General features: G+C 73.2%; 21 protein-coding genes. 14 read left to right on the top strand and 7 right to left on the bottom strand.

What is annotated here, in order from left to right; all coding sequences use genetic code 11:
• Positions 1-15 precede the first annotated feature (15 nt).
• Positions 16-1,641 carry a carboxylesterase/lipase family protein gene (locus ACZ67Q_RS00855; RefSeq protein ID WP_471174793.1) on the bottom strand — a complete coding sequence of 542 codons (1,626 nt, stop codon included), beginning with the start codon at positions 1,639-1,641 and terminating at the stop codon, positions 16-18.
• A gap of 292 nt (positions 1,642-1,933) precedes the next feature.
• Between ACZ67Q_RS00855 and ACZ67Q_RS00850 the strand changes: the two genes are divergently transcribed.
• Positions 1,934-2,980, top strand: coding sequence for a LacI family DNA-binding transcriptional regulator (locus ACZ67Q_RS00850; protein ID WP_471174791.1), 1,047 nt, complete (start codon positions 1,934-1,936; stop codon positions 2,978-2,980).
• A gap of 273 nt (positions 2,981-3,253) precedes the next feature.
• Here the strand turns inward: ACZ67Q_RS00850 and ACZ67Q_RS00845 are convergent, their stop codons facing one another.
• The gene (locus ACZ67Q_RS00845) at positions 3,254-3,511 is read right to left on the bottom strand and encodes a hypothetical protein (protein WP_471174789.1); all 258 of its coding nucleotides are present in this window, start codon (positions 3,509-3,511) and stop codon (positions 3,254-3,256) included.
• Positions 3,508-4,428 carry an isocitrate lyase/PEP mutase family protein gene (locus ACZ67Q_RS00840; RefSeq protein ID WP_471174787.1) on the bottom strand — a complete coding sequence of 307 codons (921 nt, stop codon included), beginning with the start codon at positions 4,426-4,428 and terminating at the stop codon, positions 3,508-3,510. The genes ACZ67Q_RS00845 and ACZ67Q_RS00840 overlap by 4 nt, the downstream gene beginning before the upstream one ends.
• 246 nt (positions 4,429-4,674) lie before the next feature.
• Here ACZ67Q_RS00840 and ACZ67Q_RS00835 point away from each other — a divergent pair, with 246 nt between their 5' ends.
• Positions 4,675-5,664 carry a phage baseplate protein gene (locus tag ACZ67Q_RS00835; RefSeq protein WP_471174785.1) on the top strand — a complete coding sequence of 330 codons (990 nt, stop codon included), beginning with the start codon at positions 4,675-4,677 and terminating at the stop codon, positions 5,662-5,664.
• 28 nt (positions 5,665-5,692) lie between these two features.
• Here the strand turns inward: ACZ67Q_RS00835 and ACZ67Q_RS00830 are convergent, their stop codons facing one another.
• Positions 5,693-8,221, bottom strand: coding sequence for an ATP-dependent Clp protease ATP-binding subunit (locus tag ACZ67Q_RS00830; RefSeq protein WP_471174783.1), 2,529 nt, complete (start codon positions 8,219-8,221; stop codon positions 5,693-5,695).
• 378 nt (positions 8,222-8,599) lie between these two features.
• Here ACZ67Q_RS00830 and ACZ67Q_RS00825 point away from each other — a divergent pair, with 378 nt between their 5' ends.
• Together ACZ67Q_RS00825 and ACZ67Q_RS00820 are read left to right on the top strand one after the other, a co-directional pair.
• Complete coding sequence (locus tag ACZ67Q_RS00825) at positions 8,600-9,232, top strand: VOC family protein (RefSeq protein ID WP_471174781.1); 633 nt, start codon at positions 8,600-8,602, stop codon at positions 9,230-9,232.
• 54 nt (positions 9,233-9,286) lie between these two features.
• On the top strand, positions 9,287-9,685 hold the full coding sequence (locus ACZ67Q_RS00820; protein WP_471174779.1) for a VOC family protein: 399 nt from the start codon (positions 9,287-9,289) through the stop codon (positions 9,683-9,685).
• Here the strand turns inward: ACZ67Q_RS00820 and ACZ67Q_RS00815 are convergent.
• The 3 genes from ACZ67Q_RS00815 to ACZ67Q_RS00805 all read right to left on the bottom strand — a co-directional run bounded on the left by ACZ67Q_RS00815 (position 9,671) and on the right by ACZ67Q_RS00805 (position 13,113).
• A complete protein-coding gene (locus ACZ67Q_RS00815; protein ID WP_471174777.1) occupies positions 9,671-10,372 on the bottom strand; it encodes a helix-turn-helix domain-containing protein in 702 nt (233 codons plus the stop codon). The two genes, ACZ67Q_RS00820 and ACZ67Q_RS00815, sit on opposite strands and share 15 nt — an antisense overlap.
• Before the next feature lie 331 nt (positions 10,373-10,703).
• Positions 10,704-11,639 (bottom strand): AraC family transcriptional regulator, encoded by a 936-nt coding sequence (locus tag ACZ67Q_RS00810; protein ID WP_471174775.1) that lies wholly within the window; start codon positions 11,637-11,639, stop codon positions 10,704-10,706.
• A gap of 271 nt (positions 11,640-11,910) precedes the next feature.
• Positions 11,911-13,113 carry a YihY/virulence factor BrkB family protein gene (locus tag ACZ67Q_RS00805; protein WP_471174773.1) on the bottom strand — a complete coding sequence of 401 codons (1,203 nt, stop codon included), beginning with the start codon at positions 13,111-13,113 and terminating at the stop codon, positions 11,911-11,913.
• Positions 13,114-13,248: 135 nt separating this feature from the next.
• Here ACZ67Q_RS00805 and ACZ67Q_RS00800 point away from each other — a divergent pair, with 135 nt between their 5' ends.
• The 10 genes from ACZ67Q_RS00800 (at position 13,249) to cysD (ending at position 22,910) form a co-directional block, all read left to right on the top strand.
• On the top strand, positions 13,249-14,883 hold the full coding sequence (locus ACZ67Q_RS00800) for an acyl-CoA dehydrogenase family protein (protein WP_471174771.1): 1,635 nt from the start codon (positions 13,249-13,251) through the stop codon (positions 14,881-14,883).
• 284 nt (positions 14,884-15,167) lie between these two features.
• Positions 15,168-16,457 (top strand): GAF domain-containing protein, encoded by a 1,290-nt coding sequence (locus ACZ67Q_RS00795; protein ID WP_471174769.1) that lies wholly within the window; start codon positions 15,168-15,170, stop codon positions 16,455-16,457.
• 136 nt (positions 16,458-16,593) lie between these two features.
• Complete coding sequence (locus ACZ67Q_RS00790) at positions 16,594-17,829, top strand: hypothetical protein (protein WP_471174767.1); 1,236 nt, start codon at positions 16,594-16,596, stop codon at positions 17,827-17,829.
• A gap of 91 nt (positions 17,830-17,920) precedes the next feature.
• Positions 17,921-18,493 carry a GNAT family N-acetyltransferase gene (locus ACZ67Q_RS00785; RefSeq protein ID WP_471174765.1) on the top strand — a complete coding sequence of 191 codons (573 nt, stop codon included), beginning with the start codon at positions 17,921-17,923 and terminating at the stop codon, positions 18,491-18,493.
• A 127-nt stretch (positions 18,494-18,620) separates the two neighbouring features.
• Complete coding sequence (locus ACZ67Q_RS00780) at positions 18,621-18,704, top strand: putative leader peptide (RefSeq protein WP_343234115.1); 84 nt, start codon at positions 18,621-18,623, stop codon at positions 18,702-18,704.
• 127 nt (positions 18,705-18,831) lie between these two features.
• Entirely contained in the window at positions 18,832-20,532 is a 1,701-nt protein-coding gene (locus ACZ67Q_RS00775; protein ID WP_471174763.1) for a nitrite/sulfite reductase, read from the top strand.
• Positions 20,529-20,708 (top strand): hypothetical protein, encoded by a 180-nt coding sequence (locus ACZ67Q_RS00770; protein ID WP_391687374.1) that lies wholly within the window; start codon positions 20,529-20,531, stop codon positions 20,706-20,708. The genes ACZ67Q_RS00775 and ACZ67Q_RS00770 overlap by 4 nt, the downstream gene beginning before the upstream one ends.
• The gene (locus tag ACZ67Q_RS00765; RefSeq protein WP_471174761.1) at positions 20,705-21,415 is read left to right on the top strand and encodes a phosphoadenylyl-sulfate reductase; all 711 of its coding nucleotides are present in this window, start codon (positions 20,705-20,707) and stop codon (positions 21,413-21,415) included. The genes ACZ67Q_RS00770 and ACZ67Q_RS00765 overlap by 4 nt, the downstream gene beginning before the upstream one ends.
• Positions 21,412-21,975 carry an adenylyl-sulfate kinase gene (cysC, locus tag ACZ67Q_RS00760; RefSeq protein WP_471174760.1) on the top strand — a complete coding sequence of 188 codons (564 nt, stop codon included), beginning with the start codon at positions 21,412-21,414 and terminating at the stop codon, positions 21,973-21,975. The genes ACZ67Q_RS00765 and cysC overlap by 4 nt, the downstream gene beginning before the upstream one ends.
• Positions 21,972-22,910, top strand: a complete 939-nt coding sequence (gene cysD, locus ACZ67Q_RS00755; RefSeq protein WP_471174758.1) for a sulfate adenylyltransferase subunit CysD — start codon at positions 21,972-21,974, stop codon at positions 22,908-22,910. The genes cysC and cysD overlap by 4 nt, the downstream gene beginning before the upstream one ends.
• Positions 22,911-22,912: the final 2 nt, after the last annotated feature.

Genomic DNA, 22,912 nt, shown 5'->3' with positions numbered 1-22,912 from the left:
CGGGCCGGGGCTGCTTCAGCGGCGCCGCAGGGCCGACGAGCGGCGCAGACGGCGGACGGCGGAGCGCAGTTCCACGGTCCGGGTGGCCGGGCCGGCCGGCGGGGGTGTCCCGGCGACGGCCGCGGCCGCCTGGGCGGCGGCGTCCAGGCGCCACAGGGCGAGTTCCCGGTCGCGCGGACCGTGGGCGGTGTACGGGTCGCGCAGGGCGTCCGGGCGGCCCTCCTCGCGCGCTTGCGCCAGGTCGCCGAAGATCCGCACCGGATGCGAGAGGTCCCACGGCTCCCAGCCGGGGTCGCCGTCGGTGACGAAGCGCACCCAGGCGCGGTGCATCTGGTCGGCCAGCTCCTGCGGCCCGCCCTCACCGGCCAGTTTCGCCGACTCGGGGACGTCGCCGGTGTCGAAGACGAAGCCCAGTTCCAGGGCGTGGCAGGCACCGAGGCCGGGCAGCAGCGACGGCCAGGCGAACTCGTAGACGTACGACGAGCCGGGGCGGGCGTCGGCCAGGCGGTGCAGCGGGATGCGCAGCAGGTGGTCGGTGACGAGCTGGCCGACGATCTCCGCGGGACCGGCCTCGGGGTGCAGGGCACGGTAGCCGCGGACGACCTCGTGACCGCAGTCACAGCGGGCCATGGCCCCGGCGAGGGCGACCGGGCCGAGCCGGTCGACGCGTTCGACGAGACCGCCGGGGACCAGCCACAGCCGGTACTCGTCACGGGTCCAGCCCATGAGCAGCTCGGCGCCGGAGGCGGCGTCACCGTCGATCAGGGCCTGCAGCGGGTCGCGGGGCACCAGCTCACCGTCGACGACTATCCCGAACGACGGGCCGCCCAGCACCGGGCTGCTCAGCCGCCCGACCTCGGCCTGTGTGCGCAGCAGCAGTTCGGGATCGACTGCGGCGAACGCCTCGGCGGTGGCGGGCACCTTCAGCCGGGCCGCCATCCGGCGCACCATGCGCCGCACCTTGTCCCGGTCGGCGGACTCGGGTGGTCCGCTCTGCAGCACCGCCCGCCGGAACAGGCCCTGGGCCTGCGGGGCGGCGATCAGCGCGCCCATGCTGATGGCCCCGGCGGACTGGCCGGCCAGGGTGACGTGTGCGGGGTCGCCGCCGAACGCCGCGATCGCCTCGTGCACCCAGTTCAGGGCGGCGAGCTGGTCGCGCAGGCCCGGGTTGGCGGGGGTGTCCGGGAACAGGCCGTAGCCCTCCACACCCAGCCGGTAGTTCACCGACACGAGCACCACGCCGTCGCGGGCGAAGGGGCGTCCGTCGTAGACGGGCACGCCCGAGGAGCCGCGGGTCAGGGCGCCGCCGTGGAACCACACGAGCACCGGCAGCCGGGCCGCGGGGTCCGGGTCGGGGGTCCAGACGTTGAGGTTGAGGCAGTCCTCACCCGGCACGACGGGGTCGGACAGGTACTTTTCGAAGGCCTCCGAGTACGGCGGTTTAGGAGGGGTCGGCCCGAAGGCGCCTGCGTCCCGCACGCCGTCCCACCGCTCGGGCGGCGCGGGCGGCCGGAAGCGGCGGGGCCCGAACGGGGGCGCCGCGTACGGGATGCCGCGGAAGACGGCGATGCCGTGCTCGTACCGGCCGCGTATCCGCCCGTGGGGGGTCGCGACCACCGGGTCCGTCCGGTCCGCCGTCATACGCCCACCAGCCCTTCGCCGCGTTCGTGCTCCGGTCTCACCAGAGCACCACAGCCGCGCCCGGTATTCCGGTGCTGGAGGGCGGCATTGGGCTGTTCGGCGTACGCGGCCTTTCGAAAGAGGCGGCCCGCGCGGGTCGGCGGCTCACGGCATCTTCACGTCGCGCGGCCGCCACCCTAGGATAGCAAGCGCTTTCTGCGGGTCGGTGCCGTGTCGAAGGTTTTCGGTACGGCACCGGGACAGGCAGGCCGGACTTCCATGGCCCTCGGGCGGGCCGGAGAGGTGGTTCCCGATGGTCCGTACGGGGAGTACGAGCGTGGCGGCCGGGCCGACCCTGGCCGTCGTCGCCCGGGAGGCCGGCGTGTCGGTGCCGACGGTGTCCAAGGTGGTCAACGGCCGGCAGGACGTGGCACCGGAGACCCGGCGCCGGGTCACCGAGGCGCTGGACCGGCTCGGCTACGTCCGCAGACCCCGGTTCGACGCCGTACGGCCGCCGCGGCTGGTCGATCTGGTGGTGCACTCGCTGGACGCATCCGGGTCCGGTGCCGTCCTGCACGGCGTGGAGCGCGCGGCCCACGGCGCCGGCCTGGACGTCGTCGTCTCCGCTGAACCGGCCGGCGCGGACGGCGGCCGGCCGCGGCGCGGCTGGCTCGACAGGCTCGGTGCGCGCGGTACGGCCGGAGTGCTGTTCCACCTGGCGGAGCTGACGGAACCGCAGCAGGCGTGGCTGGAGCGGCGCCGTGTCCCGTTCGTGATGATCGACCCGGCGATGGAGCCACGGCCGGGCGTGGTGTCGGTGGGCGCGGCCAACTGGCAGGGCGGCGTGACGGCGACCGAGCATCTGCTGGGGCTCGGCCATGAGCGGATCGCCGTGATCGCCGGGCAGCGGCAGACGACGGCGAGCGGCGCGCGGGTGGCCGGTTACCGCTCGGCGCTGTCGGCGGCGGGGGTGCGGCACCGCCCCGAGTACGTGCGCCACGCCGGTGCCGACGGGGCGGCGGCTCGGCGCCGGGTGCGGGAACTGCTGGCGTTGCCCGAGCCGCCCACGGCCGTCTTCGTGTGCTCCGACCGGATGGCGCTCGGAGTCTGCGAGGCCCTCGCCGAGCGGGGGTTGAGCGTGCCGGACGACGTCAGCGTCATCGGCTTCGACGACGCCCCCGAGGCCCGCTGGAGCGCTCCGGCACTGACGACGGTGCGGCAGCCGCTGGCGGAGATGGCGGCGACGGCGCTCGGACTGCTGGTACGGATGATGGACGGCGACCACCCGGACAGCACCCGCACGGAACTGTCGACGCGGCTCATACGGCGCGCGAGCACGGCGCCCCCGAAGGACATGTGAACGGCCCGGCGCCGGTGCCGGGGGCAGCGGACGTGACGGGAGCGCGGGTCACTGATGCGCGGGTGGGGTGCGGGTCGTGGGTCCGTGGCCGGGGCACGGCTCAACGTCGCGTGAGCGTCGGCAGACCGCGGAACGCGCGGCGTTGCGTGTGTGACCGCCGACGGGCCGCGTAGCACGCGGCGTTGCGCGGCACGCCGGGTGTTCCGTGCGTGCGGCCGGATCGCGGGCGGGCCGGCGCCGGTGGGTTCCGGCGCCGGCCCGTGTTCCCGGATTTCAGTGCCTGCCGGTCGCGGCGACGAGGGCCTGCATCAGATCCACGGCGCTGCCGTCGTGATCGCTGCCCGCGGTGCCGCTGCCGGTCTGGAGGTTCGCGGTGCGGTCCACTTCCAGGACGGAGTCCGCCTGGGAGTTGTCGATCACGGTGATCAGGCTGCCGTGCGCCGCTGCGGGGACCGCCGAGGCGCCGAGCAGCGCCGCCGCGACGGCCGCGGCCGTACGCAGCCGCCCGGCGGCCGGGCGGGCGCCGGTCACGCCGGGACGCCCTCGGCCTCGGCCTGCGCGACCGCGGCCTCCGCCTCGGCGACGGCCTCCTGCTCGGCCGTGGATGCCGTACGCAGTCGGGCGATGTTGCGTTCCAGCAGCCGGGTGGCGGCTTTGACGCCGACACCGCTCGCGGCGTCGACCTCGGGCAGCCGGCCGTCGGCCTCCCTGAGCCCGGCGAGCGCGGAGTCGATCGCCTCGTGCGCGGCGAACAGACACGGCGTGCTGTAGATGGCGACGTCGACGCCCAGGCCGGACAGCTCGCTCAGGGACAGCCGGGGCGACTTGCCGCCGGCGATCTGGTTGAACAGCAGCGGCTTGCCGCCGACCACCTCGCGGATGCGGCGGATCCACTCCACGCTGCGCACCCCGTCGACGAGGACCACGTCGGCGTCGGTGGCGGCGAGCCGCTCGGCGCGGTGCAGGATGTCGTCCTCGTCGGTGGCGTCGGTGCGGGCCACCACGACCAGGTCGCGGCGCGTCTTGAGCACCTGTTCCAGCTTGTCGAGGTACTCGTCCAGCGGCAGCACCTGCTTGCCGTCGGCGTGACCGCAGCGGCGGGGCCGCTTCTGGTCCTCCAGGATGACCCCGGAGGCACCGATGCGCTCGAGACCCTCGACGACGTGGCAGGCGACCTCGGGGTCGACGTAGCCGTCGTCGATGTCGACGAGCAGGTGATGGTGCGGGAAGGCGCCCCGCAGCCGCTGCACGAACGCCACCATGTCGGGCCACGCGATGAAGCCGATGTCGGGCAGGCCGTAGTAGGACGCGGCGAAGCCGAACCCGGAGACGAACATCCCGTCGTAGTGCCGGGCGGCGATCGAGGCGGAGTACATGTCGTACACGCCGATCAGCGGGGTCGTCCCGGGTGCGGCGATCTGCTCGCGCAGCTTGTTCCCGTAAGTCAACGTTCAGCTCCTTGGATGGGGTTGAACACATTGCGCCCGAAGGGCGGCCGCGGGGGACCACGGACGCCCTTTACCAAGACAAAAGGATCTCTATACCGAGTGACGACCGCCTTGTTGGAAGCGCTTTACTCACCCCAATGGCGGAACCGGTTCACCGGAGAAACGTCACTGAAGGGCCGGGTGCACCGCCGATGTGACGTGCTCTAAGGTTCACCGCCTTGACCTGTACCTTTCAGAAGGAGACACATGTACCGCACCGCCGACTGGAGCCGCCGCTCCGTACTGCGCGCAGGTTCCGGCCTTGGCCTTGCCGTTCTCGGCATCGGCGCGGCCGCCGCCCCCGCGTCCGCGGCCGTGCCCGCCTCGCAGCGGTTCGACCTGACCCAGGCGTCCTACGACCTGTACCGCGGCAAGGCGCTGCACGACGCGACGGTCCAGCAGGGCTTCGCGTTCGACAACGTCAACCGGCGCCTGTTCGTGGCCCAGCGGCTCGACGGATCGGCGGACACGGCCGGCGACCTGTGCGTCACGCAGCTCGACTTCACGGGCGCCTACGTCGGTCACATGCACCTGACCGGGTTCGGGCACGGTGTCGCCTTCGGCGCGCAAGGCGTGGGCAGCTCCACCTACCTGTGGACGGAGGTGGACGCCTCGGGCGGCTACGGACAGCGGCTCGCCCGTTTCAAGTTCACCAGCGGCACGACGCTGTCCCACACGTCGTCCGCGATCACCAAGTACACCCCGGTCGCGGCGGCCACCCAGCACACCTGCTCCATCGACCCGGTGAACAACCGCCTGATCGTCCGTTACCAGCTCAGCGACGGCAAGCACATAGCCGCCTACGACCTCGACGCCGCCACGAACGGCGACTTCGGCAGCCCGCTCGCCGACTTCAAGCAGCCCTCGCTGCCCACGTTGTCGCCCACGTTCCAGGGCTACACGGCGTACGGCCAGTACCTGTACGTGCTGACCGGCGACAGCTACGACGTCACCGGCAAGGACGCCGCCGGCGACTGGATCGTCAACTCCGAGGTCACCGCCATCGACATGAACACCGGCGCCATCGCACAGGGCCCGGTGCTGACGAAGGCCGGCTCCACCCTGGACTTCCGCGAACCGGAGGGCCTGGCGATCTACCGGACGGCCGCAGGCGAGGTCCGTCTCTTCCTCGGCTTCGCCTCGGGCGTCGCGGGAGACCGCCGCTCCAACCTCTTCTACAAGAACGTCCTGGTCTGAGAGCACCGGCACCGGCGGTGGCCGGCCCTCAAGGGGCGGCCACCGCGGCGCCCCCGCCCCCCGGCGCCGCCTGCGCGGGACGCTCGACCCGGCACACCAGGGCGTCGTTCACGACGTCGGCGACGATTCTGTCTCCGGGGTCGGCCTCGTCGGCCAGCAGCAGCGAGGCGATGCGGTTGTCGAGTTCGGCCTGGATGGTGCGGCGCAGCGGGCGGGCGCCGAACTCCGGCTGGTGGCCGTGCGCGACGAGCAGCTTCTTCGCCGCCTCGGTGACCTCCAGGTCCAGGCCCTGGGCGCGCACCCGGCGCCGGCTGGCGTCCAGCAGCAGTTCCACGATCCGGTCCAGGTCGGCCTCGGTGAGGGCGTGGAAGACGACGATGTCGTCGATGCGGTTGAGGAACTCCGGCAGGAACCGGCCGCGCAGGTCCTGCATCAGCTCGTCCTTGATGGCGCCGACGTCGCCGTGATGGGCGAGGATGCGCTGGGCGCCGATGTTGGACGTCATCACGACGACGGTGTTGCGGAAGTCGACCGTGCGGCCCTGGGCGTCGGTGAGCCGCCCGTCGTCGAGGACCTGCAGCAGCGTGTTGAACACGTCCGGGTGGGCCTTCTCCACCTCGTCGAACAGCAGCACGCTGTACGGCTGGCGGCGCACCTTCTCGGTGAGCTGGCCGGCCTCCTCGTGGCCGACGTATCCGGGCGGGGCGCCCACCAGCCGGGAGACGGTGTGCTTCTCCTGGAACTCGCTCATGTCGAACCGCACCAGCCGGTTCTCGTCGCCGAAGAGCAACTCGGCGAGCGCCTTGGCCAGTTCGGTCTTGCCCACGCCGGTCGGGCCGAGGAAGAGGAAGGAGCCGACGGGCCGGTTCGGGTCGCCCATGCCGGCCCGGTTGCGGCGTACCGCCTGGGCGATCGCGGTGACCGCCTCGTCCTGGCCGACGACCCGGGAGTGCAGGGCGTCCTCCAGTTTCAGCAGGCGCTCCTTCTCCGTCTCCGTCAGCTGGGCCACCGGGATGCCGGTGCGCCGGGAGAGGACCTCGGCGATGTCGGCGGCGGTGACCTCCATGACGCCCTCGCGGCGTTCCACCACGCCGGCGATCTCGGCCTCCACCTCGGCGATGGCGTCCTTGAGTTCGGCGGCCTTCTCGAAGTCCTCGGCGGCGACGGCCTGGTCCTTCTCCCGGTTCAGCTTGGCCAGCCGGTCCTCGCGCTCGACGACCTCGGTGGACTTGCCCAGCGAGCGCAGCCGCACCCGCGCACCGGCCTGGTCGAGCAGGTCGATCGCCTTGTCGGGCAGGAAGCGGTCGCTGACGTACCGGTCGGACAGCGCGGCCGCGGCGGCGAGCGCGTCGTCGGTGTAGCGGACCTGGTGGTGGGCCTCGTAGGAGTCGCGCAGACCCTCCAGGATCTGCACGGTCTCCTCGACGCTCGGCTCGGGCACCATCACCGGCTGGAAGCGGCGCTCCAGCGCGGCGTCCTTCTCCACGTAGCGCCGGTACTCGTCCAGCGTGGTCGCGCCCACCACGTGCAGCTCACCGCGGGCGAGGGCGGGCTTGAGGATGTTCCCGGCGTCCATCGAGCCCTCGCCGGTGGCGCCGGCGCCGACGACGGTGTGCAGCTCGTCGACGAACAGGATCGTCGACTCGGCGGCGCCCTTGACCTCGTCGATGACGTTCTTCAGCCGCTCCTCGAACTGCCCCCGGTACTGGGCGCCCGCGATCAGCCCGGTCAGGTCGAGTCCGACGACCCGCTTGTCCTTGAGCGTCTGCGGCACGTCCCCGGCGACGATGCGCTGCGCGAGGCCCTCCACGATCGCGGTCTTGCCGACGCCGGGCTCGCCGATGAGAACCGGGTTGTTCTTCGAGCGGCGGGAGAGGATCTCCACGGTCTGCTCGATCTCCTCGGCGCGGCCCACCACCGGGTCGAGCCTGCCCGCCTTGGCCTCCTCGGTGAGGTCCCGGCCGTACTCGTCGAGGGTGGGGGTCGTGCTCGCCGGGCGGGCTTCGGCCCGCTCCGGGCGTGCGGCGCTCTCGGCGGCCCGGCGCAGCCCGTCGAGTTCCATGCCGGAGCCGGTGAGCAGCTTGGCCGCCGCCGAGTCCGGCGAGTCCAGCAGCGCGCCGAGGATGTGCTCCGGACCGATGTACGACACGCCGGTCGCCTGGGAGCGGGCGTGGGCGCGCAGCAGCACCCGTTTGGCGGCCGGGGTGAGGCCGGGCTGCGCCGAGGGGGTGCCGCTCTCGCCGGGCAGCACGGCGGCGATCTTCTCGGCCAGGCCGTCCGGGTCGAGGCCGGCCTGGGTGAGCAGGCCGCGGGCCGGTTCGACCTGGGTGCAGGCCCACAACAGGTGCTCGGTGTCCAGGTCGGCGCTGCCGTCCTCGGCGGCCTTGCGGGTCGCGCGGTGGATCAGGTCCTGCGCGGAATCGGTCAGCAGCCGCCCGATCGGCACCCGCTGCACCTGCGGCGGGGAGGCACCCGGGGACATCCCGAAGAACCGGTTGAGGATCTCCGAGAAGGGGTCCTGGCCGCCGAAGGAGGCACCGAAGGGGGACATCGTCATGATCGCCGTCCGGAACGTGGAGGGGGCAGGGAAAAGGGCGGGCAGGAGCCACGGCGGGGCGAGGTCCGTCGGCGCACGCGCACACGGGCCGGGGCCGGCCGCTCTCCAGTGGAACAACAGCGCGGCGACCCCGCAACGCGAGGACCGACGGCGTCAGGGCTCGCCCCGCGCACCGCACGGGCCGACGGGTGTCAGCGCTCGCCCCGCGCGCCGCACGGGCCGACGGGTGTCAGGCTCCCCCCGTGCAACCCCGCGACGGGAGGACCGACGGGTGCCAGGCGCTCGCGGCGCGTCACCACTCGGGCGGTGGCCGGCTGCGAGGCGGCGGAACAGCGCAACCGCCCCGGCCCGGGGTGGTCTCGCGTACGCTCGGGCGCGATGACCGCGATTCCCGCCTTCCTGGACCACCTCGTCCTCGCGACGCCCGAACTGGACGCCACGGTGGCCGAGTTCACCCGGCGTACCGGTGTCGCGCCCGCGCCGGGCGGGGCGCACGTGGGGCTCGGCACACGGAACTGCCTGGTGGGGCTGGGCGGCCGCGGTTACCTCGAGATCATCGGGCCGGACCCGGAGCAGGCCGGGTACACCGGGCCGCGTCCCTTCGGCGTCGACCGGCTCGCCGCACCGCGGACGGTCACCTGGGCGATCGCGCCGCCGGACCTGGACGCTGCGGTGGCGAACGCGCGGGCCCGCGGCTACGACCCCGGGCCGCCGCAGCCGATGAGCCGGCGCCGGCCGGACGGCACGGTGCTGAGCTGGCGGCTGACCGACGGCCCCGACACGCATGCCTCCGGGCTGGTGCCGTTCCTCATCGACTGGGGCACGGCCGCCCACCCGAGTGACTCGGGGCTGCCCGTCACCCCGCTGCTGCGTCTGTCGGCGACGGCGCCCGCCCCGGAGCGCCTGCGGCCCCTGCTGGCCGCGCTGGACACCGACCTCGATCTCACCGGGGGCCCACTGGGAATGTCGTTCACGGTGGCGACCCCGAACGGCCCGGTGACCTTCGGCTGAGACGCGTCCGATTCCTTCAAGACCGGCGACCGCCCCCGTCCCTACGGTGGCCGTATGACTCCACGATTCGATGCCATCGGCCTGGTGGTCTCCGACATGGCCGCCTCCGTCACCTTCTACCGGCGGCTCGGGTTCGCGTTCCCCGAGGGGGCCGAGCGCGAGCCGCACACCGAGGCCGAGTTGCCCGGCGGGCTGCGGCTGCTGCTGGACACCGAGGACACCGTGCGCTCCTTCCACCCCGGGTGGCGACCGCCGGCGGGCGGCTACCGAGCGGGTCTCGCACTGCGCTGCGCGGGCCCGGAGGAGGTCGACACGGTGTACGAGGAGATGGTGGGCGCCGGGTACCACGGCGAGCTGAAACCGTGGGACGCGTTCTGGGGGCAGCGGTACGCCGTGCTGCACGATCCGGACGGCACCGGCGTCGACCTGTTCGCACCGCTAGCCCAGGGCTGAGCCGCGCAGCAGCGCACCGAGCGGCATACCGGCCAGCTCCCGTACGTCACGGGCGAGGTGGGCCTGGTCGGCGTATCCGGCGCGGGTCGCGGTCTCGGCGTAGGGGACGCCGGAGCGGGCCAGGGCGAGGGCGCGCTGGAGGCGCAGGACGCGGGCGAGGGTCTTCGGGCCGTAGCCGAACGCGGTCAGTGAGCGGCGGTGCAACTGGCGGGCACTCAGGCCGAGTTCGTCGGCCGTGGCGCCGACGGGGCGGCCCGCGCCCAGCGCGTCGACCAGGTGCCGCAGCAGCGGGTCGGGGGGCACGCTGTCGGCCGCGCGCCGCAGCGCGGTCTCCTCCAGGGCCCGCGTGGGGTCGGCCGCGGCGGCGACGCGGGCGGCCAGCCGCCGTACCGTGGCGGCGGGCCACAGGTCGGCCAGGTCCACGCGCCGGTCGCGCAGTGCGTGCGCGGGGACGCCGAGCAGGGCCGGGGCGGTGCCGGGGAAGAAGCGCACGCCGACGTACGGGGCGGGCGGCCCCGCCGGGACGTACGCGCGGGTGTCGGGCCCGGCGACGATCAGCCGCCCTTCGCTCCACATCAGGTCCATGCACCCGTCGGGCAGCACGGGCAGCACCCCGCCATCCGGCGCCGACGGACGGTTCGTCCACGCGACGGCCCCGGGCACCAGCGACACCCGCTCCGCGTACACACCGCCAGGCTACGCGCGCCCCGGGCCCGGGCGGTGCCGGTCGGCGCCTGGGCCGCCGACCCCGCAGGGGCGCCGAGACGGTAAGGACGGCCCCCGGCCCGATCGTCACCGCCGGGCGGGCGGCCTGGGAGTGGCACCGGCGCCTCCTGCACGGACGCAGCGCGCGGACGCGCGGCCCCGCCGTCGGTGCCGTTGCGCCGCGGGTCGGCCGGGGGGGGGGCGACACGGCCGGCCGGGGCTGCGGGTGCCGTTCCGCCGCGGGGCCGACGACACGGCCGCGGGCGGAGGCGGTGGCGTACGCCTTCGGTGGGCGGCGGGTGGCGCGGCCTCGCTACGGCTCTCCCGTGCGGTACTGCTGTGGGCTCATGCCGTACCCGCGTTTGAAGGCCGTGGAGAGGGCGAAGGCGCTGCCGTAGCCGACGTGATGGGCGATCGCGGCGAGGGTGTCGTCCGTGTCGCGGAGGCGGTCGGCGGCGAGGGCCAGGCGCCAGGCCGTGAGGTGGGCCATCGGGGACTCGCCGACGAGTGCGGTGAAGCGGCGGGCCAGGGCCGCACGGGAGACGCCGGTCTTGGCGGCGAGCGCGGCCACCGTCCAGGGGTGCGCCGGGTCGTCCTGGAGAAACCGCAGCGCGCGGCCGACGACGGGGTCGGCGAGTGCCCGGTACCAGGCGGGGGCCTCGGCCGCCGGGCGGGCGAACCACGCCCGCAGCGCGGCGATGACCAGCAGGTCCAGGAGGCGGTCGAGGACGACCTCCTGGCCGGGTTCGTCGCGCACGATCTCGTCCGTCAGGATCGGCGTGAGCGGGCACGGCCACTCGTCGACGGTCAGCGTCAGCAGCGGCGGCAGGGCGTCCAGCAGACGGCCGGAGACCTCGCCCTGCAGCGGATACGTGCCGATGAGCAGCACCGTCGCGCCGTCGAGCCGGGTGCCCCAGCTGCGTACGCCGAGGTCCATGGAGCCGTTCAGGGCGCGGCCGTCGGGATAGGTGCAGTGGCCGCCGGGCAGGATGACGGCCTGTGGTTCGGTCGCCGGGTCGTCGGCGCAGACGTAGGCGTCGGGGCCGCGTGCGATGGCGAGGTCACCGGCCCGCAGCCGGACCCGCTCCCCCGTGTCCGGCACGATCCAGGTATCGCCGTGCACCGCCAGCATCACCGTCAGCGGTGCGCGGTCCTCGACCCGCACGCTCCAGGGCGGGTCGAAACACGCGCGGATCATGAACGCGCCACGGGCGCGGGGCCCCTCCAGGAGGGATGCGAGGGCGTCCATGGAGGGCAGCGTAGACGGCCGTCCGCGGAATCGGCCCTTCAATTCACCCAGGGCACTCTCCGGCCCCCGCTCCGTCTCCCCTGCCGCTCACCGCGCCGAGGCCCACAGCGCGGTGGCGACCCCGCGGGGCGCGGCGCATCGCGCGACCGGCTCCCAAGCGCCCGCAGCCACACCGGCACCCGCACCGGCACCCGACCGGCCCTCGAGGGCCCGCGGCCGCCACCGGCACACGCCCCGGCACCCGACCGGCCAGGCCCGGCTCCCGGCGGTCTCACTTCTCCGCCGGGCCACCGTCCTCCCCGAGAGACCCGAGAGGCCCGTGCGGCCCGTGCGGCCCATGAGGCCCGTGCGGCTTGTGCGTGCTCTTCGCGTGGGTGCGCAGGCGGCCCGTCACGTCCTCCGGAGGAAGGAAGCGGGACCAGCGTTCGGGGAACTCCGACGGCATGTCGGGGTCGTCGGGGTCGAGCTCGCGGGTGGCCGTGGCCCGGGCGACGTAGTCGGCGACCTGGGCCTCGCGCGCCCGCTCCTGGGCGGCGCGCGCCGCGGCCGTGGCGGCGGCCGGCCACACCCGGTCGATCGCGGCGTTGACCGCGGCCCCGACGAGAACGGCGAACGCGGACACACCGATCCACAGCAGCACGGCGACCGCCGCCGCCAGCGAGCCGTAGATCGTCGCGCCCTCGATGGTGTGCTGGAGGTAGATCCGCAGCAGAAAGCTCCCGAGCACCCACATCCCCAGGGCGACGAGCGCGCCGGGCACGTCCTCGATCCACGGCGAGCGCACCGGCACGGACACGTGGTACAGCGTGGTCAGGAAGGCGATCGACAGCACGATCACCACCGGCCAGTACAGGACTTGGACCACCGTCGTCGACCACGGCAGGATCCCCACCACCGCGTCCGGGCCCGCGACCATCAGCGGCAGCGCGATCGATCCGATCAGCAGCGCCACGATGAACAGCAGGAACGCCATCAGCCGCGTCTTGACGATGCCGCGCACGCCGTCGAGGCCGTACATGACGGTGATGGTGTCGATGAAGACGTTCACCGCGCGCGAGCCCGACCACAGGGCGAACACGAAGCCGACGGAGATGACGTCGGGCCGGCCGCCCTTGAGCACGTCGTCGAGGATCGGCTGGGCGATCTCCCGCACGCCCCGGTCGGACAGGACGGTGCGCGAGGCCTCCAGCAGGTTGTTCCTGAGGCTGGTGATGGTGTCCGTGCCGGTCCAGGCGTCGACGTAGCCGAGCAGGCCGATGAGGCTCAGCAGCAGCGGCGGCACCGACAGCAGCGAGAAGAACGCCGCCTCGGCGGCCAGGCCCAGGATGCGGTACTCGATGCAGGAGTTGACGGTGTCCTTCAGCAGCAGCCAGGCCGTCCGGCGCTTGGAGACGTTCCGGTAAAGGGCACGCGCCCGGTGCAGACGACCGGAGGGGCTCGGCGGGGGCTCGGGTGACTGACTTGCTGGCTGCACGCCCTAAAGGTATCCGCCGCGGGAGGCTGCGCTCACATCGCAGGTCGCCCCGGCGCCGGACGGGCCGGGGCGAGGGGCTCACGGCCCCGTGTCGGGCGGGTCATGACCGTGCGACCGGCGGGTAGGTTGCCGTACATGGCAGGCAGCACGCACACCGTGACCAACCAGCCGGAGCCGCTGGCCGGGTACGACGTCTTCTCCGCCGACCGCGCGCTGGTGGCCGCGGTGCGGCGGCACCTGGATCCCGGCCTGCACGACGAGGCCCTGGGAGACCTGTCCGGGCTGGGCCGCTCGGCGGGGTCGGCGCAGGTGCAGGAGTGGGGCGCACAGGCCAACGACGACCCGCCCCGGCTGCGCACCCATGACCGCTACGGCAACCGGATCGACGAGGTCGACTTCCACCCGGCCTGGCACCGGCTGCTCGGCAAGGGCGTCGGGGCGGGCCTGACCTCGGCGTGGAACCGGCCGGGCGGGCACGTGCGGCGGGCGGCCGCGTTCGTCGTGTGGACGCAGGTCGAGGCGGGTAACACCTGCCCGCTGTCGATGACCCACGCGGCCGTGCCCGCGCTGCGCACCGACCCGGGGCTGGCCGCCGAGTGGGAGCCGCGGCTGACGTCCACCGTCTACGACCGGGGGCTCAAGCCGGTGGCGGACAAGGCGGGCGTGCTGTTCGGGATGGGCATGACCGAGAAGCAGGGCGGCAGCGACGTCCGGGCGAACACGACGGCCGCGCGGCCGCTCGCCGAGGACGGGACGTACGAGCTGACCGGGCACAAGTGGTTCTGCTCCGCGCCGATGTCGGACGCCTTCCTGGTGCTGGCGCAGGCGCCCGGGGGGCTGACCTGCTTCCTGGTGCCGCGGGTGCTGGCGGACGGCTCGCGCAACGTTTTCCTGATCCAGCGGCTGAAGGACAAGCTCGGCAACCGGTCCAACGCCTCCGCGGAGGTGGAGTTCGCCGGGACCTGGGCGCGCCGGGTCGGCGAGGAGGGGCGCGGGGTGCGGACCATCATCGGGATGGTCGCGGCGACCCGGCTGGACTGTGCGCTCGGTTCCGCGGGGCTGATGCGGCAGGCCGTCGCCCAGGCGGTCCACCACTGCGCCCAGCGGGAGGCGTTCGGTGGGAAGCTGATCGACAAGCCGCTGATGCGCAATGTTCTGGCCGATCTGGCGCTGGAGTCGGAGGCGGCGACGACCTTGGCGCTGCGGCTCGCCGCGGCCTGCGACGAGGACTCCGAGCAGGCGCGGGCGCTGCTGCGGATCGCGGTGCCGGCGGCGAAGTACTGGGTGACGAAGCGGTGTGCTCCGTTGGTCGTGGAGGCCGCCGAGTGCCTGGGCGGCAACGGCTACGTGGAGGAGTCGGGGCTGCCCCGGCTGGTGCGCGAGTCGCCGCTGAACTCGGTCTGGGAGGGCGCCGGCAATGTGCAGGCGCTGGACGTGCTGCGGGCGCTGCGACGCGAACCGGCCGCGCTGGACGCGTATCTGCGGGAGGTCGGGCAGGCGCGCGGCGCCGACCACCGGCTGGACGCGGCGATCAAGGACCTGCTGACGGAACTGGCCGACCTGGAGGGCGTCGAGGCACGGGCCCGGCGGGTCACGGAGCGGCTGGCGCTGGTTCTGCAAGGGTCGCTGCTGGTGCGGTTCGCGCCGCCGGAGGTGGCGGACGCGTTCTGCGCCGGGCGGCTGGGCCACGACGCCGGGGCGGCGTTCGGGACGCTGCCGCACACGCTGGACCTGGCCTCGGTCGTGGAGCGGGCCCGGCCCGTTTCCTGAGCGATCCGTACGGGGGTGGTGCTGCGCCGACACGGCACCACCCCCGCGCAATGGCCCACGCAAGGCCAGGTACGCCGCTCGGGGACGGCGTGGCTCAATATTCAACGAACCGGGTGACGGTCCACCAGGGTTGCAGGGGGTTGCAACTTGTCCGGACTGGGTCCCTCCGTCCGCAACGGTCGGCAGTATGAATCCGGCTCGGCACGACCAGCGGAACAGACCGGAAAGCGATCCCCGTTCGGGGTTGACATCCGGTGTGCACGACCCTTTTCCGGGAGGACCCAGTGGCGAACTCGCCGATCAACGTGACGCACCTCGCCGCCGTCGACGCGGCGCGCGCGGCGCGGGTGCTCAGCGAGGTGCGCGCGGCCGCGCTCGCGGGGCAGCGGACGCGGGTCGCGCCCCGTCCGGTGATCGAGGAGTCCTGGGGGCGCATGCTGCGCAGCGGGGTCGATCCGGAGCACGACTTCCGCTCCGATCTGCTGAGCGAGGAGGAGCTGCGCCGGCGCCGTGAGGCATCGCCGCTGAAGCAGGTGCTGCCGGTGCTGCGCCAGGGGCTGCTGTCGGTGGCGGACGTCGCCCGGCACATCATGGTGGTCGCCGACGCCGAGGGCCGGGTGCTGTGGCGGGAGGGCTGCGCGCCGGTGCTGCGCAAGGCCGACGGCCTCGGCTTCCAGCTCGGCGCGGACTGGCGCGAGGACGTCGTCGGCACCAACGGCGTGGGCACGCCGGCGGTGGTGCGGCGGCCGGTACAGGTCTTCGCCGGCGAGCACTTCGTGCGCAGCCAGACCTCCTGGACGTGTACGGGCGCGCCGATCACCGACCCCCGCGACGGGAAGCTGCTGGGCGTGGTCGACGTCAGCGGGCCGCTGGAGACGATGCATCCGGCCACGCTGGCCTGGGTGGACTCGGTGGCCAAGCTGGCCGAGGCGCGGCTGCGGGAGGTGCACCTGGACGCGCTGGAGCGGCTGCGGGCGGTGGCGGCGCCGGTGCTGGCGCGCGTGGGCGGCCGGGCACTGGTGGTGGACCGTGACGGCTGGACGGCCGCCGTGACGGGGATGCCGTACACCGGGCGGGTGGCCCTGCCTCGGGGGCTGCGGGCGGGGCGGCGGTGGCTGCCGGCGCTCGGTATGTGTTCGCTGGAGCCACTGGGGGGCGGCTGGTTGGTGCGGGCCGTCGACGAGCCGCTGCCGCCGGGCGCGACCCGGATCGTGCTGGACCTCGCGCAGCCGCGCCGCTGGTCGGTGACCGTGTCCTCGACCGCCGGCAGCTGGAGCCACGAACTGAGTCCCCGGCACGCGGAGTTGCTGTACCTGCTGGCGGTGCAGCGGACCGGGCGCAGTGCGGCGCAGCTGGCGCGGGACATGTTCGGCGACCCGGCGCGCACGGTGACGGTGCGGGCCGAGATGTCCCGGGTACGGCGGTATCTCGGGGGGTTCCTCGCCCACCGACCGTATCGTTTCAGCGAAGACGCCGAGGTCGACCTGCTGCTCCCCGACGACCCACGGGACCTGCTGCCCCACTCGACGGCGCCGGGCGTGGTGCGCGGACGCGGCACGTCCGCCGTGCCGTAGGGGGCTTTTCGGGCAACTGGGTGGTCTGCGCCCGGCGGCGGCCCCCGCTGCCGTAGCATCCCTACGGGTCACCCCATCTGCTCCTTGCCCAACGTGAGGATCACGCGGCGCAGTTGGCCCGCCTCGGGAGGACGGCATGAAGCATCGCGGACGGCACCGCCGGCGCAGGCGGGGTGCGGCACTGCGCGCGGTCCTGGCCGGGACCGCTCTCGCGCTGACCGCCGCGGCCACCATGATCAGCGCCTCGCAGGCCACCGTCGCCGACGACCCGGGCGCGCTGAAGCGGCTCGCCTCCCCGGCCGGTGCCGACGCGCCGGCGCTCACCGCCGAGCCGGTACCGCGGGGCACCCTGGACCGGCTCGCCACGGCCATGGGGCGACCGGTCGGTATCGACGCGGTACTGCGCGGCGCCGACCACACCCTGCGCTCCGCCGACGGCTGCTCGGCCGAGGAGAAGCGGGCGCTGCCGATCGCGCCCGCCGCCACACGCGCGTACTGCTTCCCCGGCGCCGACACCGCGACCTGGCACCCCGGCGCCGTCGCCGTGTCCGGGGACGGCACCGGCCGGGTCCTCGCCTCCGCCTGGTCGCGCGACGCGCTCGCCAAGGTGGCGTTCGTCGACGCGAGCGACCCGGGCCACCTCGCCTACAGCTGGGCCCTGCTCGCCCTGCCGGTGGACGGCGGCCGCGACTACCGCGCCCTGACCTCGGAGATCTCCGGCATGGTCTGGGACCACGACACGCTGCTGGTCACCGCCGGCCCGCGGGACCGCTCGGCGCTGTACGCCTTCGACGTGCGCCGCGCTCTGCGGGCGGACGTCGACAGCGCGGCCGTCGGCCGGCTGCCCGGCGGCTGGTCGGCGGCCGGTGCCCGGTTCGTGCTGCCGGCCGTCGCCTCGTATGTACCGGTGGGCGGCGCACCGCGGACGGCCGGGCTGGGCCTGGACCGCAGCGGGGCGCGGGCCGCGCTGGCCGTGTCCGAACGGGTGCCGGCCGGCGAGCACCGGCCGACCCGGCTGTGGCGCTACCGGCTCGGCGACGACGGGCTGCCGCTCACCGACGCGGCCGGCCGGGCCGTGCCGGACGCGGTGTACACGACGAAGGCGACCGAGGTGCGGGGCGTCCTGCCCTACGGCTCCCGCTGGTACGTGGCCCGCGCGGGCGACAGCGCGGACGACGGGCGGGGCATGCTGTGGCGCCAGGACGGGGACGGGGCCCGCACCACGGCCTGCGGCTCCGACGACACCCACCTGTGCTGGAGCGACCCGCCCCGGTCCCTGTCCTACGCCCCGGGCACCGGCGAGCTGTGGTCCCAGTCCGGCACCACGCTCTTCGCCGTCCGGCTGACCACACTCGACGCGACCCTGCACTGACATCCACGGCGCGCGCCCCCGACGTCCGTCCCTCCCCGCCCGCCCCGTTCGCCGTCGACACGGCGGCGGACGGGATGGTTCCCTGTCCACCATGGCCAACATCCCCGTGACCACCTGGTCCCTCGAGCAGACGTCCCCGTCCGATCTCCTGCCGGCCGACGCGCCGGATGGGGACGTGCGGATCGTGCGCGCCGAGGTGCCCTCACCCGAGTTCAGCCGTTTCCTGTACGCCTCGGTCGGTGGCGACATCCTCTGGACGGACCGGCTCGGCTGGAGCCACGCGCGGTGGCTGGAGCATCTGGACCGTCCCGGGGTCGAGACATGGGTGGCGTACGACCGGGGGACGCCCGCGGGATACGTGGAGCTGGAGGCGCAGGACGACGGCGTCGTGGAGATCGTCTACTTCGGTCTGATCCCCGCCTTCCGCGGGCGGCGCATCGGCGGTCATCTGCTGGCGTACGGCGCCGCGCGCGCCTGGGACCTGGCGGAGCGCTGGCCGGAGCTGGGGCCGACCAAGCGGGTGTGGCTGCACACGTGCAGCAAGGACGGCGAGTTCGCGATGGCCAACTACCAGCGCCGGGGCTTCACGCTGTTCGACACCAAGGTCGAGGAAGAACCGGACCTGCCCACTCCGGGGCCCTGGCCGGGCGCCTACCCTGCCTGACCTGCGCGGACAAGCCCCTTCACGCATCTTGTGACCGACGACACCCTTGTCTCACCCTACGGGACAAGGGTGTCCGCATGATGGACGAAGCTGGACTGTGTCCAGATCGCCGTGACACGCTTCCGTCATGTCCGGAACTGGAATCGCCTTGGTGAGTCGGCGGCACGTCGACCTCGGCCGCATGTCCAGCGCCATCTGTCCGATGCGCTGAGAGCACACAGCACCCCCGGTTCCCCGTCTTCCGTCGCCCCCTCGCGCAACGACGCGCCCGCATGCCCGCGTGCGCTCGGACGCGCAGGTCAGACCGCTTTCCGCCTGTCCCGAAGGACGTATCAACCATGGCCGCCACCCCGCAGAACCCTGCCGCCTCCGCGTCCCGTCGCAAGGTGAGCCGTCACCGCGGCGAGGGTCAGTGGGCCGCGGGTCACTTCACCCCGCTCAACGGCAACGAACAGGTCAAGAAGGACGACGACGGTCTCAATGTGCGGACACGCATTGAGACGATCTACTCCAAGGCGGGATTCGACTCGATCGACCCCAGTGACCTGCGCGGACGCATGCGCTGGTGGGGGCTCTACACCCAGCGCAAGCCCGGGATCGACGGCGGCAAGACCGCGATCCTGGAGCCGGAGGAGCTGGACGACCGCTACTTCATGCTGCGCGTGCGCATCGACGGCGGCGCCCTGACCACGCAGCAGCTGCGGGTGATCGGCGAGCTGTCGCAGGAGTTCGCGCGCGGCACGGCCGACATCACCGACCGGCAGAACGTGCAGTACCACTGGATCCGGATCGAGGACGTGCCCGAGATCTGGAACCGTCTCGAGGCCGTGGGCCTGTCCACGGTGACCGCCTGTGGTGACACCCCGCGCGTGATGATCGGCTCCCCCGTCGCGGGCATCGCCGAGGACGAGATCATCGACGGCACGCCGGCGCTGGAGGAGATGAAGCGCCGCGTACTGAACAACCCGGCGTACTCGAACCTGCCGCGCAAGTTCAAGACCGCGATCTCCGGCTCGCCGGTGCTGGACGTGGTGCACGAGATCAACGACATCGCGTTCGTCGGTGTCCGTCACCCCGAGCACGGCCCCGGCTTCGACGTGTGGGTCGGCGGCGGCCTGTCCACCAACCCCAAGCTGGGCGTGCGGCTCGGCGCCTGGGTGCCGCTCGACGAGGTGCCCGACGTCTACGAGGGCGTCGTGTCGATCTTCCGCGACTACGGTTACCGCCGCCTGCGCAACCGCGCCCGGCTGAAGTTCCTGGTCGCCGACTGGGGCCCGGAGAAGTTCCGGCAGGTGCTTGAGGACGAGTACCTGGGCGGCCGCAAGCTGATCGACGGGCCCGCCCCCGAGCAGCCGGTGCAGCAGTGGCGCGACCACATCGGCGTCCACCGCCAGAAGGACGGCCGCTTCTACGTCGGTTTCGCCCCGCGCGTCGGCCGCGTCGACGGCTCCACCCTGACGAAGATCGCCGACCTCGCCGAGGCGCACGGCTCGGGCCGGGTGCGTACCACCGTCGAGCAGAAGATGATCATCCTCGACGTCGAGCAGGACCAGGTGGACTCACTCGTGGACGAGCTGGAGGCGCTGGACCTCACGGCCCGCCCGTCCTCCTTCCGGCGCGGCACCATGGCCTGCACCGGCATCGAGTTCTGCAAGCTCGCCATCGTCGAGACCAAGCAGCGCGGCTCCACGCTGATCGACGAACTGGAGCGCCGACTGCCGGAGTTCGACGAGCCGCTCACGATCAACCTCAACGGCTGCCCGAACGCCTGCGCCCGTATCCAGGTCGCGGACATCGGTCTCAAGGGCCAGCTGGTCCTGAACGACGAGGGCGAGCAGGTCGAGGGCTACCAGGTGCACCTCGGCGGCGCGCTCGGTCTGGAGGCCGGCTTCGGCCGCAAGGTGCGCGGTCTGAAGGTGACGGCCGACGAACTGCCGGACTACATCGAGCGGGTGCTGAAGCGGTTCCAGGCCGAGCGCGAAGAGGGCGAGCGGTTCGCGACCTGGGCGGCCCGTGCCTCCGAGGAGGCCCTGTCGTGAGCGAGCGTGCGGCGCCCTTCTACTGCCCGTACTGCGGCGAGGAGGACCTGCGCCCCAGCGAGGAAGGTCACGGGGCCTGGGAATGCGCGGCCTGCAACCGCGCATTCCAGCTGAAGTTCCTCGGGCTGCTGGCCCGGGGGCTGAAGCAGGCCGACAACGGAGGGGACCCGATATGACGACGGCTCAGCAAGAGCGCACGGCCGACGAGTTGAAGGCGCTCGCCGAGCAGGCCGGCCGCGATCTGGAGGACGCCTCCGCGCTGGAGATCCTCCAGTGGGCGGTCGACACCTTCGGCAAGGGCTTCTGCGTGACCTCCTCCATGGAGGACGCGGTCGTCGCGCACCTCGCGTCCCGCGTGCTCAAGGGCGTGGACGTGGTGTTCCTGGACACCGGCTACCACTTCGAGGAGACCATCGGCACCCGTGACGCGGTGGAGGCCGTGATGGACGTCAACGTCATCACGCTCACCCCGCGCCAGACGGTCGCCGAGCAGGACGCCGAGTACGGTCCGAAGCTGCACGACCGCGACCCCGACCTGTGCTGCAAGCTGCGCAAGGTGCAGCCGCTGGAGGAGGGCCTGAAGGGTTATCAGGCGTGGGCGACCGGCCTGCGCCGCGACGAGTCCCCGACCCGGGCGAACACCCCCGTGGTCGGCTGGGACGAGAAGCGGCAGAAGGTCAAGATCTCCCCCATCGCGCGCTGGACCCAGGACGACGTGGACGCCTACGTCACCGAGCACGGCGTACTGACCAACCCGCTGCTGATGGACGGCTACGCCTCCGTCGGCTGCGCCCCCTGCACCCGGCGGGTGCTCGAGGGCGAGGACGCGCGCGCCGGCCGCTGGGCGGGCCGCGCCAAGACCGAGTGCGGGCTGCACGGATGACGACGAACCATCAGGAGACTGACGTGACGAGCGGAGCCACCGTCTGGCTCACGGGTCTGCCGAGCGCCGGCAAGACCACCATCGCGTACGAGCTGGCCGGCCGGCTGCGGGCCGAGGGCCACCGTGTGGAGGTGCTCGACGGCGACGAGATCCGCGAGTTCATCTCGGCGGGCCTCGGCTTCAGCCGCGAGGACCGGCACACCAACGTGCAGCGCATCGGCTTCGTCGCCGAACTGCTCGCCCGCAACGGCGTGAAGGTGCTCGTCCCGGTCATCGCGCCGTACGCGGACAGCCGGGACGCGGTGCGCAAGCGGCACGAGGCAGGCGGCACGACGTACCTGGAGATCCACGTGGCCACACCGGTCGAGGTGTGCTCCGTGCGGGACGTCAAGGGGCTGTACGCCAAGCAGGCCGCGGGCGAGCTGAGCGGCCTGACCGGGGTCGACGACCCGTACGAGGAGCCCGAGACGCCCGATCTGCGGATCGAGTCGCAGAACCAGACCGTGCAGGAGTCGGCAGCCGCCGTGCACGCCCTGCTGACCGAAAGGGGACTGGCGTGACGACCGTCGCCACCACCGCCCAGGAGGGTACGGAGACCCCGTACGCCCTCTCGCACCTGGACGCCCTCGAGTCCGAGGCAGTGCACATCTTCCGCGAGGTCGCGGGCGAGTTCGAGAACCCGGTGATCCTGTTCTCCGGCGGCAAGGACTCGATCGTCATGCTGCACCTGGCGCTGAAGGCGTTCACGCCGTCGCCGGTGCCGTTCGCGCTGCTGCACGTCGACACCGGGCACAACTTCCCCGAGGTCCTCGACTACCGCGACCGCACCGTGGCGAAGCACGGGCTGCGCCTGCACGTCGCCTCGGTGCAGGACTACATCGACCGCGGGGTGCTCAAGGAGCGCCCGGACGGCACCCGTAACCCGCTGCAGACGCTGCCGCTGACGGAGAAGATCCAGGCGGAGAAGTTCGACGCGGTCTTCGGCGGCGGCCGCCGCGACGAGGAGAAGGCCCGCGCCAAGGAGCGGGTGTTCTCGCTGCGCGACGAGTTCTCCCAGTGGGACCCGCGCCGCCAGCGCCCCGAGCTGTGGAACCTCTACAACGGCCGGCACGCGCCGGGCGAGCACGTCCGCGTGTTCCCGCTGTCCAACTGGACCGAGCTGGACGTGTGGCAGTACATCGCCCGCGAGGGCATCGAGCTGCCGCAGATCTACTACGCGCACGAGCGCGAGGTGTTCCAGCGCGCCGGCATGTGGCTGACCGCCGGCGAGTGGGGCGGCCCCAAGGACGGCGAGACCGTTCAGAAGCGCCTGGTGCGCTACCGCACGGTCGGCGACATGTCCTGCACGGGCGCCGTCGACTCCGACGCCGACACGATCGAGAAGGTGATCACGGAGATCGCCGCGTCCCGGCTCACCGAGCGGGGCGCCACCCGGGCCGACGACAAGATGTCCGAGGCGGCGATGGAAGACCGCAAGCGCGAGGGGTACTTCTAGAG

Source organism: Streptomyces sp. NPDC036813, from assembly GCF_055609245.1.
Note: the sequence above shows the minus strand (reverse complement) of the source record. Positions and strands in the feature narration are given on the sequence as shown.

Bases quoted from the DNA above. Each gene is read 5' to 3' on its own strand.
- ACZ67Q_RS00850 (WP_471174791.1), top strand. From the start codon at position 1,934: ATGGTCCGTACGGGGAGTACGAGCGTGGCGGCCGGGCCGACCCTGGCC.
- ACZ67Q_RS00825 (WP_471174781.1), top strand. From the start codon at position 8,600: ATGACCGCGATTCCCGCCTTCCTGGACCACCTCGTCCTCGCGACGCCC.
- cysC (WP_471174760.1), top strand. From the start codon at position 21,412: ATGACGACGAACCATCAGGAGACTGACGTGACGAGCGGAGCCACCGTC.
- ACZ67Q_RS00765 (WP_471174761.1), top strand. From the start codon at position 20,705: ATGACGACGGCTCAGCAAGAGCGCACGGCCGACGAGTTGAAGGCGCTC.
- ACZ67Q_RS00800 (WP_471174771.1), top strand. From the start codon at position 13,249: ATGGCAGGCAGCACGCACACCGTGACCAACCAGCCGGAGCCGCTGGCC.
- ACZ67Q_RS00785 (WP_471174765.1), top strand. From the start codon at position 17,921: ATGGCCAACATCCCCGTGACCACCTGGTCCCTCGAGCAGACGTCCCCG.
- ACZ67Q_RS00820 (WP_471174779.1), top strand. From the start codon at position 9,287: ATGACTCCACGATTCGATGCCATCGGCCTGGTGGTCTCCGACATGGCC.
- ACZ67Q_RS00830 (WP_471174783.1), bottom strand. From the start codon at position 8,221: ATGACGATGTCCCCCTTCGGTGCCTCCTTCGGCGGCCAGGACCCCTTC.
- ACZ67Q_RS00810 (WP_471174775.1), bottom strand. From the start codon at position 11,639: ATGGACGCCCTCGCATCCCTCCTGGAGGGGCCCCGCGCCCGTGGCGCG.
- ACZ67Q_RS00780 (WP_343234115.1), top strand. From the start codon at position 18,621: ATGTCCGGAACTGGAATCGCCTTGGTGAGTCGGCGGCACGTCGACCTC.
- ACZ67Q_RS00835 (WP_471174785.1), top strand. From the start codon at position 4,675: ATGTACCGCACCGCCGACTGGAGCCGCCGCTCCGTACTGCGCGCAGGT.
- ACZ67Q_RS00855 (WP_471174793.1), bottom strand. From the start codon at position 1,641: ATGACGGCGGACCGGACGGACCCGGTGGTCGCGACCCCCCACGGGCGG.
- ACZ67Q_RS00775 (WP_471174763.1), top strand. From the start codon at position 18,832: ATGGCCGCCACCCCGCAGAACCCTGCCGCCTCCGCGTCCCGTCGCAAG.
- ACZ67Q_RS00790 (WP_471174767.1), top strand. From the start codon at position 16,594: ATGAAGCATCGCGGACGGCACCGCCGGCGCAGGCGGGGTGCGGCACTG.